The organism is Sphingopyxis sp. JAI128, assembly GCF_014207235.1.
Lineage (GTDB): Bacteria > Pseudomonadota > Alphaproteobacteria > Sphingomonadales > Sphingomonadaceae > Sphingopyxis.
Window position 1 is genome coordinate 536,057 of sequence record NZ_JACHDA010000001.1, and the last position, 13,809, is coordinate 549,865.

At 64.6% G+C, this 13,809-nt stretch carries 13 protein-coding genes; 4 read left to right on the forward strand and 9 right to left on the reverse strand.

Annotated features, from left to right (window positions below; all coding sequences use genetic code 11):
* Positions 1-49 precede the first annotated feature (49 nt).
* On the reverse strand, positions 50-1,438 hold the full coding sequence (locus tag HDC35_RS02590) for a short-chain fatty acyl-CoA regulator family protein (RefSeq protein ID WP_184643342.1): 1,389 nt from the start codon (positions 1,436-1,438) through the stop codon (positions 50-52).
* A 141-nt stretch (positions 1,439-1,579) separates the two neighbouring features.
* On the opposite strand from HDC35_RS02590, the gene HDC35_RS02595 reads away from it, so the two are divergent.
* On the forward strand, positions 1,580-3,172 hold the full coding sequence (locus tag HDC35_RS02595) for an isocitrate lyase (protein WP_184643344.1): 1,593 nt from the start codon (positions 1,580-1,582) through the stop codon (positions 3,170-3,172).
* A 143-nt stretch (positions 3,173-3,315) separates the two neighbouring features.
* Here HDC35_RS02595 and HDC35_RS02600 read toward each other — a convergent pair whose 3' ends face one another.
* Together HDC35_RS02600 and HDC35_RS02605 are read right to left on the reverse strand one after the other, a co-directional pair.
* Positions 3,316-4,302: a TerC family protein gene (locus HDC35_RS02600; protein WP_184643346.1), complete on the reverse strand. Its 987-nt coding sequence runs from the start codon at positions 4,300-4,302 to the stop codon at positions 3,316-3,318.
* Between the two features lie 68 nt (positions 4,303-4,370).
* A complete protein-coding gene (locus HDC35_RS02605; protein ID WP_184643348.1) occupies positions 4,371-4,568 on the reverse strand; it encodes a DUF465 domain-containing protein in 198 nt (65 codons plus the stop codon).
* A gap of 240 nt (positions 4,569-4,808) precedes the next feature.
* Between HDC35_RS02605 and HDC35_RS02610 the strand changes: the two genes are divergently transcribed.
* Positions 4,809-5,576, forward strand: coding sequence for a crotonase/enoyl-CoA hydratase family protein (locus HDC35_RS02610; RefSeq protein WP_184643350.1), 768 nt, complete (start codon positions 4,809-4,811; stop codon positions 5,574-5,576).
* Between the two features lie 157 nt (positions 5,577-5,733).
* Here HDC35_RS02610 and HDC35_RS02615 read toward each other — a convergent pair whose 3' ends face one another.
* The 5 genes from HDC35_RS02615 to HDC35_RS02635 form a co-directional block, all read right to left on the reverse strand.
* Positions 5,734-6,555: a helix-turn-helix transcriptional regulator gene (locus tag HDC35_RS02615; RefSeq protein WP_221438070.1), complete on the reverse strand. Its 822-nt coding sequence runs from the start codon at positions 6,553-6,555 to the stop codon at positions 5,734-5,736.
* 71 nt (positions 6,556-6,626) lie between these two features.
* Entirely contained in the window at positions 6,627-7,943 is a 1,317-nt protein-coding gene (locus HDC35_RS02620) for an amidohydrolase (RefSeq protein WP_184643968.1), read from the reverse strand.
* A gap of 34 nt (positions 7,944-7,977) precedes the next feature.
* Positions 7,978-8,622 carry a DUF4893 domain-containing protein gene (locus HDC35_RS02625; RefSeq protein ID WP_184643352.1) on the reverse strand — a complete coding sequence of 215 codons (645 nt, stop codon included), beginning with the start codon at positions 8,620-8,622 and terminating at the stop codon, positions 7,978-7,980.
* Positions 8,623-8,697: 75 nt separating this feature from the next.
* The gene (locus HDC35_RS02630; protein WP_184643354.1) at positions 8,698-9,483 is read right to left on the reverse strand and encodes a 3-hydroxybutyrate dehydrogenase; all 786 of its coding nucleotides are present in this window, start codon (positions 9,481-9,483) and stop codon (positions 8,698-8,700) included.
* 31 nt (positions 9,484-9,514) lie between these two features.
* On the reverse strand, positions 9,515-10,672 hold the full coding sequence (locus HDC35_RS02635) for a patatin-like phospholipase family protein (RefSeq protein WP_184643356.1): 1,158 nt from the start codon (positions 10,670-10,672) through the stop codon (positions 9,515-9,517).
* 149 nt (positions 10,673-10,821) lie between these two features.
* On the opposite strand from HDC35_RS02635, the gene HDC35_RS02640 reads away from it, so the two are divergent.
* The gene (locus HDC35_RS02640; RefSeq protein ID WP_184643358.1) at positions 10,822-11,727 is read left to right on the forward strand and encodes a neutral zinc metallopeptidase; all 906 of its coding nucleotides are present in this window, start codon (positions 10,822-10,824) and stop codon (positions 11,725-11,727) included.
* Positions 11,700-12,986, forward strand: a complete 1,287-nt coding sequence (locus HDC35_RS02645) for an amidohydrolase family protein (protein ID WP_184643360.1) — start codon at positions 11,700-11,702, stop codon at positions 12,984-12,986. Before HDC35_RS02640 ends, HDC35_RS02645 begins: the two co-directional genes overlap by 28 nt.
* Here HDC35_RS02645 and HDC35_RS02650 read toward each other — a convergent pair.
* Positions 12,983-13,681, reverse strand: a complete 699-nt coding sequence (locus tag HDC35_RS02650; protein ID WP_260397458.1) for an HPP family protein — start codon at positions 13,679-13,681, stop codon at positions 12,983-12,985. The two genes, HDC35_RS02645 and HDC35_RS02650, sit on opposite strands and share 4 nt — an antisense overlap.
* Positions 13,682-13,809 lie beyond the last annotated feature (128 nt).

Genomic DNA, 13,809 nt, shown 5'->3' on the forward strand with positions numbered 1-13,809 from the left:
CCAATACGGCACGGCGCGTGCCAATTTAAGCGGTACCGCGATCGAGGGATCAATCGCCGGCGAAATCGAACGCCGAAACTCCCCGCTCGCCGTCGCGAAAGCGCAGCGGCCGGCCGAGTGGCGGCATCGATCGCTGGACGCAGCCGGTGCGCGTGCAACGCCTGCATCCGAGGCCTATCGGTGTGGCGGGACTGCGCATCAGGTCGAGCCCGCGCGCGGCGACCAGCGGCGCCGCCACCTTCGCGTCGACCCCCACGCAGACGGCAAAGCGCGCCGGAGTGCCGCTACCCGTCGCGCCGGGTGCCGCGACCGAGCGCGACTGGGTGAACCAGCGCGAACCGTCCTCGAGTTCGACGAGGTCGGCGACGACCTCGCCCGGACGCGCGAAGGCTTCGTGGATGCCCCAAAGCGGACAGCGCGCGTCGCCGCCCGTCAGCGGCGACTGGCTCGCCCCGGCATAGCGCTTGCTCCCCTGCCCCGCGCGATCGATGCGCAGCATGAAAAAGGGCAGTCCACGGGCACCCACACGCTGCAAGGTCGTCAGCCGGTGCGCGACCTGCTCATAACCCGCGCCGAAGCGCCGCTGGAGAAGCAACAGATCGTACCCCGTCGCGTCGCACGCGCGCAGAAAGCGGCTGTACGGCATCATCAGCGCGGCGGCGAAATAGTGGACCAGGTGCCGCTCGAACAGGCGCGCCGCGGCGGTCTCGGCAAATTCGGCGCCCACGACCAGCGCGTCGATCTCGCCCTTTGCCTCGACCTGTGCCAGTGTCGCCGCCGCCTGGAAGGTGCGCGACGCGGGGCGCAGCAGTTCGCTCAGCATAAGTTGCCGCGCGTGCCAGTCGAGCCAGCGCAGCCGGTCGGGCATTACGTCGCTCGGCAATATACGGATGCCCAGCTGGTGCCGTGTGCGTAAACGCTCTGAAATCGTGCCATAAAGATCGCCGCCAGCGAGCCGCAATTCGTCGGCCAGTTCCTCGGCCTGACGGTCGAGATCGGGGAAATGGTTGCGCCATTTCTCGATTGCGCGGCGCACTGCGGCCACTTCGGGCGCATCGCCCTCACCTTCCGAATGCTCCTCGGGCGCCGCATCGAACAGCCGTGCAAAGGCGGCGGCGGTCGCCGGGGCGGTCTGCAACCACTCCTCGACCTCTTGCGCGCCGATGCCGAGGTCGGCGAAGCGCGGGTCGGCGAGCCGGCGACGCAGCCCCGCCGCGCCCCCCGGCACGTCCTCGCCGCCGAGGCTCGCGGCGTCGAAACCGAAACGTTCCGCCAGCTTTACCAGCACTGTCGCGCTCAGCGGTCGCTGGCCATGTTCGATCAGATTGAGGTAGCTCGGCGAAATATCGAGCGCCTCGGCCATGGCGGCCTGCGTCATCCCCGCGTCGCGTCGGGCGCGTCGCACCGCCGGTCCCGCAAACACCCTTCGCTCGGCCATTGTCGTGTAACTTTCTTTACTAATTTACACGCCAATTTACACCTTATTCCCGTATTTCACAAATTTTATTGACAAAGCTTTTCACTTTCCGCGGCACTTTCGCCAACTTCCACCCATCACCTCCTCTCAAGGACAAAGACGATGGGTTACCAAGAAGACATGGCGCAGGCAGGCCGCCTCATTCGCGATTATGACGGCACGTGGGACGGCATCAGCGGCGAGAGCATCGCCCGCATGCGCGCCCAGAACAAGTTCCGCACCGGCCTCGACATCGCTCGCTACACCGCGCGCATCATGCGCGCCGACATGGCGGCCTATGACGCCGACCCCGCGAACTACACCCAGTCCCTGGGCTGCTGGCACGGCTTCATCGCGCAGCAGAAGATGATCTCGATCAAGAAGCATTTCGGCACCACCAAGGGCCGCTACATCTACCTCTCGGGCTGGATGATCGCCGCGCTGCGCAGCGAATTCGGTCCGCTGCCCGACCAGTCGATGCACGAAAAGACCAGCGTCCCGGCGCTGATCGAGGAAATCTACACCTTCCTGCGCCAGGCCGACGCCCGCGAACTCGGCATGCTGTTCCGCGACCTCGACGCCGCGCGCGCCGAAGGAGATGAGCTCAAGGCAAAGCAGGTTCAGGCCGCGATCGACAATCATGAAACGCACGTCGTTCCGATCATCGCCGACATCGACGCCGGCTTCGGCAATGCCGAGGCGACCTATCTGCTGGCCAAGAAGATGATCGAGGCTGGCGCCTGCGCGCTCCAGATCGAAAATCAGGTGTCGGACGAAAAGCAGTGCGGCCACCAGGACGGCAAGGTCACCGTGCCGCACGAGGATTTCATCGCGAAGATCCGTGCCTGCCGCTACGCCTTCATGGAACTCGGCGTGGAAGACGGCATCATCGTGACGCGCACCGACAGCCTCGGCGCGGGCCTGACTAAACAGATCGCCTTCTCGAAGGAACCCGGCGACCTCGGCGACCAGTACAACAGCTATCTCGATTGCGAAGAGGTCGAAGGCGCGGGCAACCCCGGCGACGTCCTCATCAACCGCGACGGCAAGTTGATGCGCCCGAAGCGCCTGCCCTCGAACCTCTACCAGTTCCGCCCCGGAACCGGCGAGGACCGCTGCGTCATGGATTGCATCGCATCCTTGCAGAACGGCGCCGACCTGCTGTGGATCGAAACCGAAAAGCCGCACATCGAACAGATCGCCGGCATGGTAGACCGCATCCGCGAAGTCGTCCCCAATGCGAAGCTTGCCTATAATAATTCGCCCAGCTTCAACTGGACGCTCAACTTTCGCCAGCAGGTGTTCGACGCGTGGGAGAAGGACGGCAAGGACGTCAGCGCGTATGACCGTGCAAAGCTGATGAGCGTCGATTACGACGACACCGAGCTCAGCAAAGAGGCCGACAACCGCATCCGCACCTTCCAGCGCGACGCGGCGAAGCGGGCGGGAATCTTTCACCACCTCATCACGCTGCCGACCTACCACACCGCGGCGCTGTCGACCGACAATCTCGCCAAGGAATATTTCGGCGACGAAGCGATGCTTGGCTACGTCAAGGGCGTCCAGCGCGCGGAAATCCGTCAGGGCATCGCCTGTGTCAAACATCAGAACATGTCGGGCAGCGACATCGGCGATGATCACAAGGAATATTTCGCCGGCGAAGCGGCGCTGAAAGCCGCGGGCAAGGACAATACGATGAACCAGTTCGCCGCCTGATACGAGTTCGGCGCGAGGGGCCCGTTGCAACCCCTCGCGCCAACCCTCTTGGCGCGGGGTCAGGGACCCGCCTCGCGCCTCCCGAGCTTTCCTGGGGAGGAAAGCCTGTCCGCCGGAAGCCCTTGTGCTTCCGGCGGACATTTTTATCGCGGCAACACCGCTTCTTGGTCGCGCGTCTTGACCAGCGACCAGATGATCCCGCCCGCGATCAGCGCGACGGTGACGCCGAGGCTGACCAACGGCGGGAATTTGTCGCCGCCGAGGAAGAAGTCCGCCACGAAGATCTTCGAACCGATGAAGACGAGCACCAGCGCCAGCGCATATTTGAGATAGTGGAAGCGATGGACCATCGCCGACAGCGCGAAATAGAGTGCGCGCAGGCCGAGGATCGCCATGATATTCGACGTATAGACGATAAAGGTGTCGGTCGTGATGGCGAAGATCGCCGGCACGCTGTCGACCGCGAACACGAGGTCGGCGAGGTTGATCACGACGAGCGCGAGGAGCAGCGGAGTCGCCGTAAGCACCAGCTTGCCCGTCTTGCTGTCCGCCACGCGCACGAAGAATTTCTCGCCGTGCAGTTCGTGCGTCAGCGGGATGTGCCGCGACAGCCATTTGACGACCGGATTGCCCTTCACATCCATCGGCGTATCGCTTGCAAACAGCATCTTGACGCCGGTGAAGACGAGGAAGGCCGCGAAAATATAGAGTATCCAGCCATATTCGGTGACCAGCGCAGCACCGCCGGCAATCATGATGCCGCGCAGCACGATCACCGCGACTATGCCCCAAAGGAGCGCGCGATACTGGTAGCGCGGCGGGATCGCGAAGGTGGTGAAGATCAGCGAGATAACAAAGATATTGTCGATCGACAGCGCCTTCTCGATGAAGAAGCCGGTATAATATTGCAAGCCGGCCTCGCCGCCCTTCGCGACCCAGACCCACGCGCCGAATGCCATCGCGATACCGATATAGAGCGCCGAGAGCTTCAGACTCTCGCCGATCCCCATCTCCTTGTTTTCCTTGTTGAGGACGCCAAGGTCGAAGGCGGTCAACGCGACCACCAGCGTGATGAACGAAAGCCAGAACCAGGCCGGGGTGCCCAGCCAGTCGGCAAACAGAAACTCCATGATATCTTTCCCTGGATGCGCCGAAAGCGCCGCCTTTCGGCAGCGCTCCGGTCGTCAGATGTCGGTGATCAGCGGGCGAGCGCCGGGCGCAACGCGGGCGAACGCATCGTCAGCGCCGCCAGCCGCTCCTTGACCGCGAGCTTCAACGTCTTCAGCCGCAGCAGGCGGAACGGATCGGCACCGCGGCGGCGCGCCTCGCGCCGCTCGGCATCGTCAAGCTGGCGATGGAGCTGGGTCAGGCGATAGAAATTGGGAGAAAAGGTCATCGAAAAGGGCCTCCTGATTGAGAAATCAAGCAGGTGACGCCGATGCCGTTACCCTCAAAACAGGGGGGAGAAAGGGCCGCAAGCATCGGTGTCACCCGATGCGGTCCGACATCACGTGGCGGGACATGTCCCGCCGACGCCAGAGGGGCCCGGCCCGCATAAACGATATGTAGGAAGCGCGCCCGCCGCTTGCAAGTCCCCCCGTCCCGCGCCACGCTGCATGCCTTGGAGGAACAACCGATGAGCGTCACCATCGCAAAGGACGGCCCCGTCACGATCGTCACCATCGATCGCCCGGCGAAGCGCAATGCCGTCGATCCGCTCACCGCGCTCGCGCTCCGCGAAGCCTTCGCGGCGTTCGCGAAAGATGCCGGCGCGCGCGTCGCGATCCTGACCGGCAGTTCGGGCCATTTCTGTGCCGGCTTCGACCTCGGCGCGGTCGGCGCCTCGCGCTACGACCCCGACGGTCCGGGGCCGATGGGGCCGACGCGGATGCTGCTCGAAAAGCCGGTGATCGCCGCGGTCGAAGGGCACGCCGTCGCGGGCGGGCTCGAACTCGCGCTTTGGTGCGACCTCCGCGTCGCGGCGGAAAGCGCGGTTTTCGGCGTCTATTGCCGCCGCTGGGGCGTGCCATTGATCGACGGCGGCACGGTGCGCCTGCCGCGTATCGTCGGCCAGGGCCGCGCGCTCGACATGATCCTGACCGGCCGCCCCGTTGCCGCCGATGAAGCCCATCGCATCGGCCTCGCCGACCGCATCGTCGCCGACGGCACCGCGCTCGCCGCCGCGATCGAGCTCGCCAAACAGGTCGCCGCCTTCCCGCAAATCTGCATGAACAGCGACCGGCTGAGCGCGTACCGCCAATGGGATTTCGACATCGAGGACGCCCTCGCCCACGAAGCCCACGCCGGCATGGCCCCCTTACGCGAAGGCGCGGCGACGGGCGCAAAACGCTTTACCGACGGCGCCGGCCGCGGCGGCAGCTTTGCCGCATTCACGGGGGAATGAACGAAAACCATAAAAGGCGGCCCCCCGGGGACAAGCCCCGGGGGTGCGGAAGGTTGGGAGGGGGCATGGCGCGCCCGACGTCTGCGACTTTGCAAGCCCGAACGCGTGAGGTCCGGCATTTCTTCGAAGCCCCGCGCGATGCCATTGGCGGAAGCGATCAGGAAACGCGATTAAAGTGCGTCGTTTCCAGTTTTTGAAGCTTGTCGCTCGACCACACAATCGTTTCGGTCATGGATTTCTGGTCCTTGGCAACGGTATAAACGCGCGTCGACACCCGCGCGCCCGCCTTTCCCAGCGTCATGACCAACGTGTCCGGCGCCGGCTGACGCAGGGCGACGCTATCGATAAAATCCATATTGCCGGTGATGGGCACGGCGACGCCATCAAGCGCGGCGGTCGATTCCGCATATCTGGGGGAGCCGTCCGGCGCGACGATTTCGACCCGCGTCGTCCATTTGCCGTCGTGCGTGGGCCGGAACGTCATCGTCACGCGCTGAGGCCGTTCTTGCTCGGGCATTTGCGAAGCGTCGAGCGACCAGCTTCCCGCAAGCGGCGGCTGGGCCGCAGCACCATGAACAGCATTTGATATGCCGATCTGGTCGGTGGGAGCCGGGGCTGCGACCATCAATCCGACGGCCGCCAGAGATATTGCGATGAACATGGCAATCATTCCTTTCGAACCGCGAACCCCGATGGTTGCGGTGCGCGCCAAATCTGTCACCGCGGCGCGCGAGCCCGGAAGATCGATATTTTCGTCACAAGTTTTTTGGATATCCAGAAGCCGCGCCAGTTCGCGGCTGCTACCGACCCCCGTCTTGCGACGAGCGGAACGCAAACGCTCGTTGATCGAGGTTTCTGATCGGCCCAGCCGCGCCGCGATGGTCTTGACGGTATGCCCTGCAACCAACAGGCGCAGAACTTCCATTTCCCGGTCGGTAAGGCATGCGGACAAGCCGGGAGCAGGTCGATTGGCAGACATGGCTTTCGCTCACCACAGCCCCGCGAACAGGTCCATCCCAATTTATTTGGGAAATGGCAGCGGGCTCCAGCCTACCCCTTCCCCATCAGCTTCAGCGTCATCGCCGTTAGCGCCTCGGTCGCGGTCGAGATCACGGCGGGGGCGTCGGGCGCCCAGAAGGGCGAGTGCAGGCTGGGCAGCGTCCGGCCGTCCTTCTTCGCTGCATCATATTCGGCCTGCGGCACCCCGCCGACCCAGACGATCAGGCTCTTGATGCTCTTGTCCTCGCGCCCAAAGCGGCCGAAATCCTCGCCGCCCATCACCGGCGGCATCTGAACGACCCGGTCGTCGCCAAACCCGGCCTTCAGGAACGTCGCCATCTCCTGGGTAAAATCGGGAGTATTAAACGTTGCCGGCGTATATTCGTCGCGTTGCACCGTTACGACCGGCATCTTGTCGTCCGGCATCCCTGCGGCGATCGCCTCGCCCTTCGCGATGCGCGCGATGCCGTCCAGCAGGTGATCGCGCACCTCGTCGGTGTAGCTGCGCACGGTCAGCTGCAACTTTGCCTCGTCGGAAATGATATTATGCTTCGCGCCAGCGTGAAAGCTGCCAACCGTGACCACCGCACTGTCGAGCGGGCTGACCTCGCGCGATACGAGCGTCTGGAGCGCGCCGACGATGCGGCTCGCAAGTACGATCGGGTCTTTCGTCGTCTGCGGATAGGCGCCGTGACCGCCGACACCCTTGACCGTTATATCGACGCTATCGACATTGGCGAGCGCATAGCCCGGCGTATAGCCAATCTTGCCCGCGGGAAATTGCGCGGCGTCGTGGAACGCAAGGGCATATTGCGGCTTGGGAAAACGCGTATAAAGACCGTCCTCGAGCATCATCCGCGCGCCCGCGCCACGTTCCTCGGCGGGCTGGCCGATCATCACCAGCGTGCCCGACCACTTCGCCTTATTCGCCGCCATCAGCCGCGCGACGCCGATCCAGGCGGTCATATGCGTGTCGTGCCCGCACGCGTGCATTACGCCCGTTTCGACGCCTTCCTTGGTGGTGACGCGCACCTTCGATGCGCCGGGCAAGCCCGTCTGCTCGGTCACCGGCAGCCCGTCCATGTCGGCACGGACCATCACCACCGGGCCGGGGCCGTTCTCCATCACCGCGACGACGCCGGTGCCGCCTACCCTTTCGGTCACCTTGAAACCCAGCTTGCGCGCCTCGGCGGCGAGGATGCCCGCCGAGCGCACCTCCATGAAGCTTAGTTCGGGATTGGCGTGGAAATCCTTGTAGATCGCCATCAGCGACGGCATCTGCTTATCCACCTCGCCGCGAAGCGACTGCGCCGAAGCCGGCATCGCGAGCGCCAGGGCCGCTGCGCCCGTCCACAAAATCCGCATCATCATTCCCCTGTTTGCCGGTCTGTCCGTTCTGCCCTCAGCCCGCCGGGACCAGTTCGATCACGTCGAGCAGCGATTCATAGGCGGGTGCCGGAAGCACCAGCCGCCAGCGATTGTCGCCGATCCGTTCGACCAGCCCCGCCATGTCGCGCAGGCGGTCGCTGCCGTAATTGACCGCGATCTTCTCGTCGCCGAGTTCGAGCGTGCCGAGGAAAACCTGCCGTTTCAGATTGTCGGGAAAGATCAACCCGACGGGACGCTGCGAGCCGGTCAGCTTGGTCAGGCTCGACAATCCCTGTTCGGGCGCGACGCGGCAGCGGAACCAGCTGTAACCGACATAGCCCAGCGTTCCGCGCCCCTGCGTCCCGATCTTAACGGTGCGGCAGCGATAATCGCCCGCGGGCAGGTGCGGATTGGGGAGCGCCGCCATCGGTTGCAACAGCACACCCTCGCGGTCGATATCGGCGCCAAAACCCTTTGCGCGCGCGTCGGCCAGCGCCGCCTGCCAGCTGCGGTACCAGCCGCGGATGCGTTCCTTGTCGGCATCGGTCGCCGTCGCCCGCCACGTACCCGATGTATCCGCCGGCACGTCGGCCGCCGACGGCGGAATCGCCGGCACGGTCTTGCAAGCGCCCAAGGTAGCGCACAGCGCCACCGCCAAAACCCCTATGGTGCGACCCATGATTCTCCGCGTCTCCCCACTCCCTCGATGGTTAACCTTAGGAGTGCAAAGGAGATTGCTCAAGGGCGGAGCGGATCAGGCAGCGGTCCAGCCGCCATCGACACTGAGGTTCGCGCCGGTGATGTTCGCCGCTTCGTCGCGCGTCAGGAAGGAGGCGATCGCCGCGACCTGTTCCACTGTGACGAATTGCTTGGTCGGTTGACCCGCGAGCAGCACGTCGTTGATCACCTGTTCGCGCGTCATCCCACGTGCCTTCATCGTGTCAGGAATCTGGTTTTCGACGAGCGGCGTCCAGACATAGCCCGGGCTGATGCAATTGACCGTGATCCCGGCCTCGGCGACCTCGAGCGCGACGGTCTTGGTCAGGCCCGCAAGGCCGTGCTTCGCCGTCACATAGGCCGATTTGAACGGCGAGGCGACGAGCGAATGCGCTGATGCCGTGCCGATGATCCGCCCCCATTTCTTCTTGCGCATCGTCGGTACCGCGTGACGGATCGTGTGAAAGGCCGCGGTCAGGTTGAGCGCGATGATCATATCCCATTTGTCGACCGGGAAATCCTCGACCGGCGAGACGAACTGCATCCCGGCGTTGTTGACGAGGATGTCAACGCCGTCGAAGTCTTTTTCGGCGCGCTTGAACATCTCTTCGATCGCCTCGGGCTTCGTGAGATCGGCGCCGTCATAGGCGGCCCTTCCCCCGCTGATCGCCTCGAGTCCCTTGCGCTCCGCCTCGATCGCCTCCGCCTCGCCGAAGCCGTTGATGATGATGTCGGCGCCATCGGCCGCAAAGGCCTTGGCGATGCCGAGCCCGATTCCCGACGTTGATCCCGTGACGAGGGCGGTCTTTCCTTTGAGGCGCATGATAGGGGTCCTTTCGGTGGGGGAGAGCATATCAAGAAACGTCGGGTTCGGCCTTTGGTCGCAAGGCATTCGATTGCACGGCAAAACTGTCCGACCGCCCTTCGGCGATGCTCTCGGCGAGCAGGTGGCCATCCTTCATCGCCGCTTCGACCGCGGCGCGGCCGAGCGCCCAATTGACCTCCATCGTCGATCGCGAAAATTCGAAATCGCGCGCGCCAGTCTGCCACGCGGGCGGTTCGTGGATTAATTGGACGACGTTGAGCGCCTTGCAGTCGACCATCCGCCGCACCGCCTTCACCTCGGGCAGCTCGGCATATTCCTGCGGAAGCTTGTCAAGCATCCGGTCGATCAACCGATGTTCCTTGCGCCGCCGCACCAGCCCATCCGAAATGCGCCGCGTGCGACTCGAATAGCGGATATCCTTCTCACGCGACCAGGCCTCTTCCAGATCGTGCGGCCGCACGCCGCGCGCGGGGAACAGGTCGACCTGGAACACCAGCATATCCTCGTTCGCCGACGCGACGACATGCTCGAGCGGGGTATTGGAGACGAGCCCGCCGTCCCAATACCAAGTCCCGTCGATCTCGACCGGCGGCAGACCGGGCGGCAGCGCCCCCGACGCCAGGATATGCCGCGCGTCGACCGTATCGCACGTCGTATCGAAATAACGGAAATTCCCCGTTTCGACCGCCACCGCGCCGACCGACAGCCGCACCTTGCCCCTGTTCACGCGGTCCCAGTCGACCAGCCGGTCGAGCGTCGCGACCAGCGGCGCCGTGTCGTAAAAGCTGATCGCCTCGGGCGTCTGCCGCTCGGCGAAGGCGGGGGGCGGAAAGCGGGGGGTGAAGAAGCCCGGAACGCCGAACGCCATCACCTGCCCCGCCGCCGCCATATGCGACCATTCGCGCGCCCAGTCATTGTCGGGCGTCGGCAGCGAGGGTAGCGCCGACGATACGCCCTCCCAGAAGGTGCGCATCTTGCCGACCGCCTGATCGCGCTCGTTCCCCGCGATGATCGCGGCGTTGACGGCTCCGATCGAAATGCCCGCAACCCAGTCGAGCTCGATGCCGAGTTCGATCAGCGCCTCATAGACCCCGGCTTGAAACGCCCCGAGCGCGCCGCCGCCCTGCAGGACGAGCACGACAAGGTCTGGAAGCGGCAAGGCAGCGCGGGCGGCTCGGCGGGGCATGGACTCAAGGGATCCTTGGTTGCGGAGGCGCGTTTTGTGCACCGCAACACGCGTCATTGCAATGGCTTGTCTGCCGCGAAGGCCCTTCCAATTGCCCGCCGCTGCTGTAACAGTCGCCGCCACAGGACCCTTGCCGCCGGAGAAAGCCCATGCGCCTCGACGATTATGATCCCGGAGATGATATTCGCGATCTCGGCCGGGGCGGCGGCGGTTTCGGCGGCGGCGGTGGCGGCGGCCTTGGCGGACTGCTGATCGGTTTCCTGCCGATGTTGCTAGGGCGCAAGATGGGCTGCGGGACGATCCTGCTAATCGGCGCGGTCGCCTTTTTTCTGCTCGGCCCCGGCGCCAACCTTCTGAGCACCGGTGGCGGCACGAGCGACCCGATGACCGACAGCCGCAGCGGCGCCAATGTTGCGTGCGATACGCAGGCCGAACGCTTCGCATGCAACGTCTTCGGCTCGACGCACCAGGTGTGGGGCGATCTGGTCAGTGGCTATCAGAAGCCGACGCTTAACTTCTTCACCGACCAGAACCGCTCGGGCTGCGGCGCAGCGCAGGCGGCGATGGGCCCCTTTTATTGCCCCGCCGATCAGGGCGTCTATCTCGACACCGCCTTCTTCCGAGAGCTCGACAGCAAGTTCGGCGCCGCGGGTGACGCCGCACAAGCCTATGTCGTCGCGCACGAGGTCGGCCATCATATCCAGACGATCACCGGCATTTCGGATCAGGTCCGCCGCGCGCAGGGTCGTGCCTCGCAAGCCGAGGGCAATGCGCTGCAGGTCCGCATGGAATTACAGGCCGATTGCTACGCCGGCGTCTGGGCGGCGCGCGCACGCACCAGCGCCGGCCAGCCGGTGATGGAGCCGGGAGACATGGAAGAAGCGATGCGCGCCGCCAATGCGATCGGCGACGACACGCTGATGCGCTCGGCGGGTCAGCGCCCGGTGCCAGAAAGCTTCACTCACGGGACGAGCGAACAACGGATGACCTGGCTGCGCCGCGGCCTGCAAACGGGAGATCCACGCCAGTGCAACGCTTTCGATACCGCCATCTGAGCGCCGCCATCGCGGCAGGCCTTTTGGCGGCATCGCCCGCGTCGGCCGAAACACTCTATATCAAGGCGGGACGGCTGATCGACGGCGTCTCGAACGAAGTGCGCAACGGCCAGTGCATCATCGTCCAGGCCCAACGCATCAAGGCGATCGGTGCGTGCGGCAAGGTGCCTGATGGCGCGACCGTCGTGGACTGGTCGGCCTTCACCGTTCTTCCCGGCCTGATGGACCTCCACACCCACCTCGCCGATCTCGGCCAGAGCGCCGATCTTGCGGCCCCCATGAAGGCCTCGCCCGCCGAAACTGCGCTCGTCGGAGCGCGCAACGCGCGCGTTACGCTCAATGCCGGATTCACCAGCGTGCGCGACGTCGGTACCTATCGCGGGCTGACCGACGTGACGCTGCGCAACGCGATCGACCGCGGCGACGTGCCGGGTCCCCGGATGTGGGTCGCTGGTGCCTATCTCACGATTCCCAAGGGCGGCGGCGAACTCAATGGCGTTGTTCCGAACGAACAATTACCGCCCGACATGCGCCTCGGCGTCGCCGCGACGCCCGAAGAGGCGGCCGAGAAAACCGCCTATCTGCTCGACCATGGTGCCGATTTCATCAAGACCATCGCCACCGGTGCGGTGCTCGCGATCGGCACCGAACCCGGCGCGCCCGAACTGACGCCCGAACAGCTTCGCGCAATCGTCAAGGTCGCCCATTCCCGCGGAAAAAAGGTCACCGCCCACGCGCACGGGGCGATCGGCATCCGGAACGCGATCGAGGCCGGGGTCGACAGCATCGAACACGCCAGCCTTGCCGACGAAGCTACGCTCCAGCTCGCGAAAAAACACGGCACATGGCTCGCGATGGATATCTATAACGGCACCTATATCGACGAGGTCGGCACGAAGGAGGGCTGGCCCGAGGAATATCTGCGCAAGAATCGCGAAACGACCGATGCCCAGCGCGCCGCCTTCCGCCGTGCGGTCGAACTTGGCGTCAACATCGGTTACGCCACCGACGCCGGCGTCTATCCGCATGGGCTTAACGCGCGGCAATTCCGCAACATGGTCAAATATGGGATGACGCCGATGCAGGCGATTCAGTCGGCGACGGGACGCGCCGCCGAGGAAATGGGGCGCGGGGACGTCGGCGCGATCCTTCCCGGCCGCTACGCCGATTTCGTCGCAGTGAAGGCCGATCCGCTCGTCGACATCAGCGTGCTCGAAAAGATCGACCATGTCATGAAGGGCGGCGCACTCGTTCGTTAATTCTTTTCCCGTTCCGCCGCATGCACCTCGGCACGGTCGAGCAGCAGCGCAAGGTCCTCGCGGCTGATATCGAAAGTTTCACCAAGATCGTCGAGCGCGGCATCGATATCGTCCATCAGCAACCCGGAAGCCGGCGTCGGCGGCAAGACCTTGCCTTCGACCGGCTTCGCACGATGCGGATAGCTGTGTCCCGAAAAGCGGTGAAATAGCCAGCCGATCCCCACCATCAACAGCGAATTGACCAGCACGACGATCAGGAAATCGATCATATGCGCCGAAAACAGCGCATAGCCGCCAAGAACAGCGCTCAGCGCCGCCGCTCCTCCCGGAGGATGAAGGCAGCGCAGTAGCGACATCGTCAGGATGGCGAGCGAAACCGCAACCGCAGCGGCAATCGCCGGGTCGGGACAAGCCCAGGCGACGATCACGCCGACGATGGCCGAAACGACATTGCCGCCGGCAATCGACCAGGGCTGCGCCAACGGGCTCGCGGGCACGGCGAACAGCAGCACAGCCGAGGCACCCATCGGCGCGACGATCCAGGGCATCGATGACGGGAACAGCGAGGTGCAGACCAGCCCGACAAAACCAATCCCGATCAGCGCGCCGATGCTCGCGATCATACGGTCGCGCAGACTCGCCCCCGCGAGCAGCGGCACGAACAGGCGACCTGTATTCATGATGGCGCGGACCATATTCATCCCTCCGGCTTCGCGACCGGCGCGATGCAATCTTTCGAACCGCGCGGCCAGAGAGGTTTATTTGCGCCTTCGCAAGCCAGAATATTGCGGACAGCCACCGCCGCGCGGTTCCGCCTTGAACC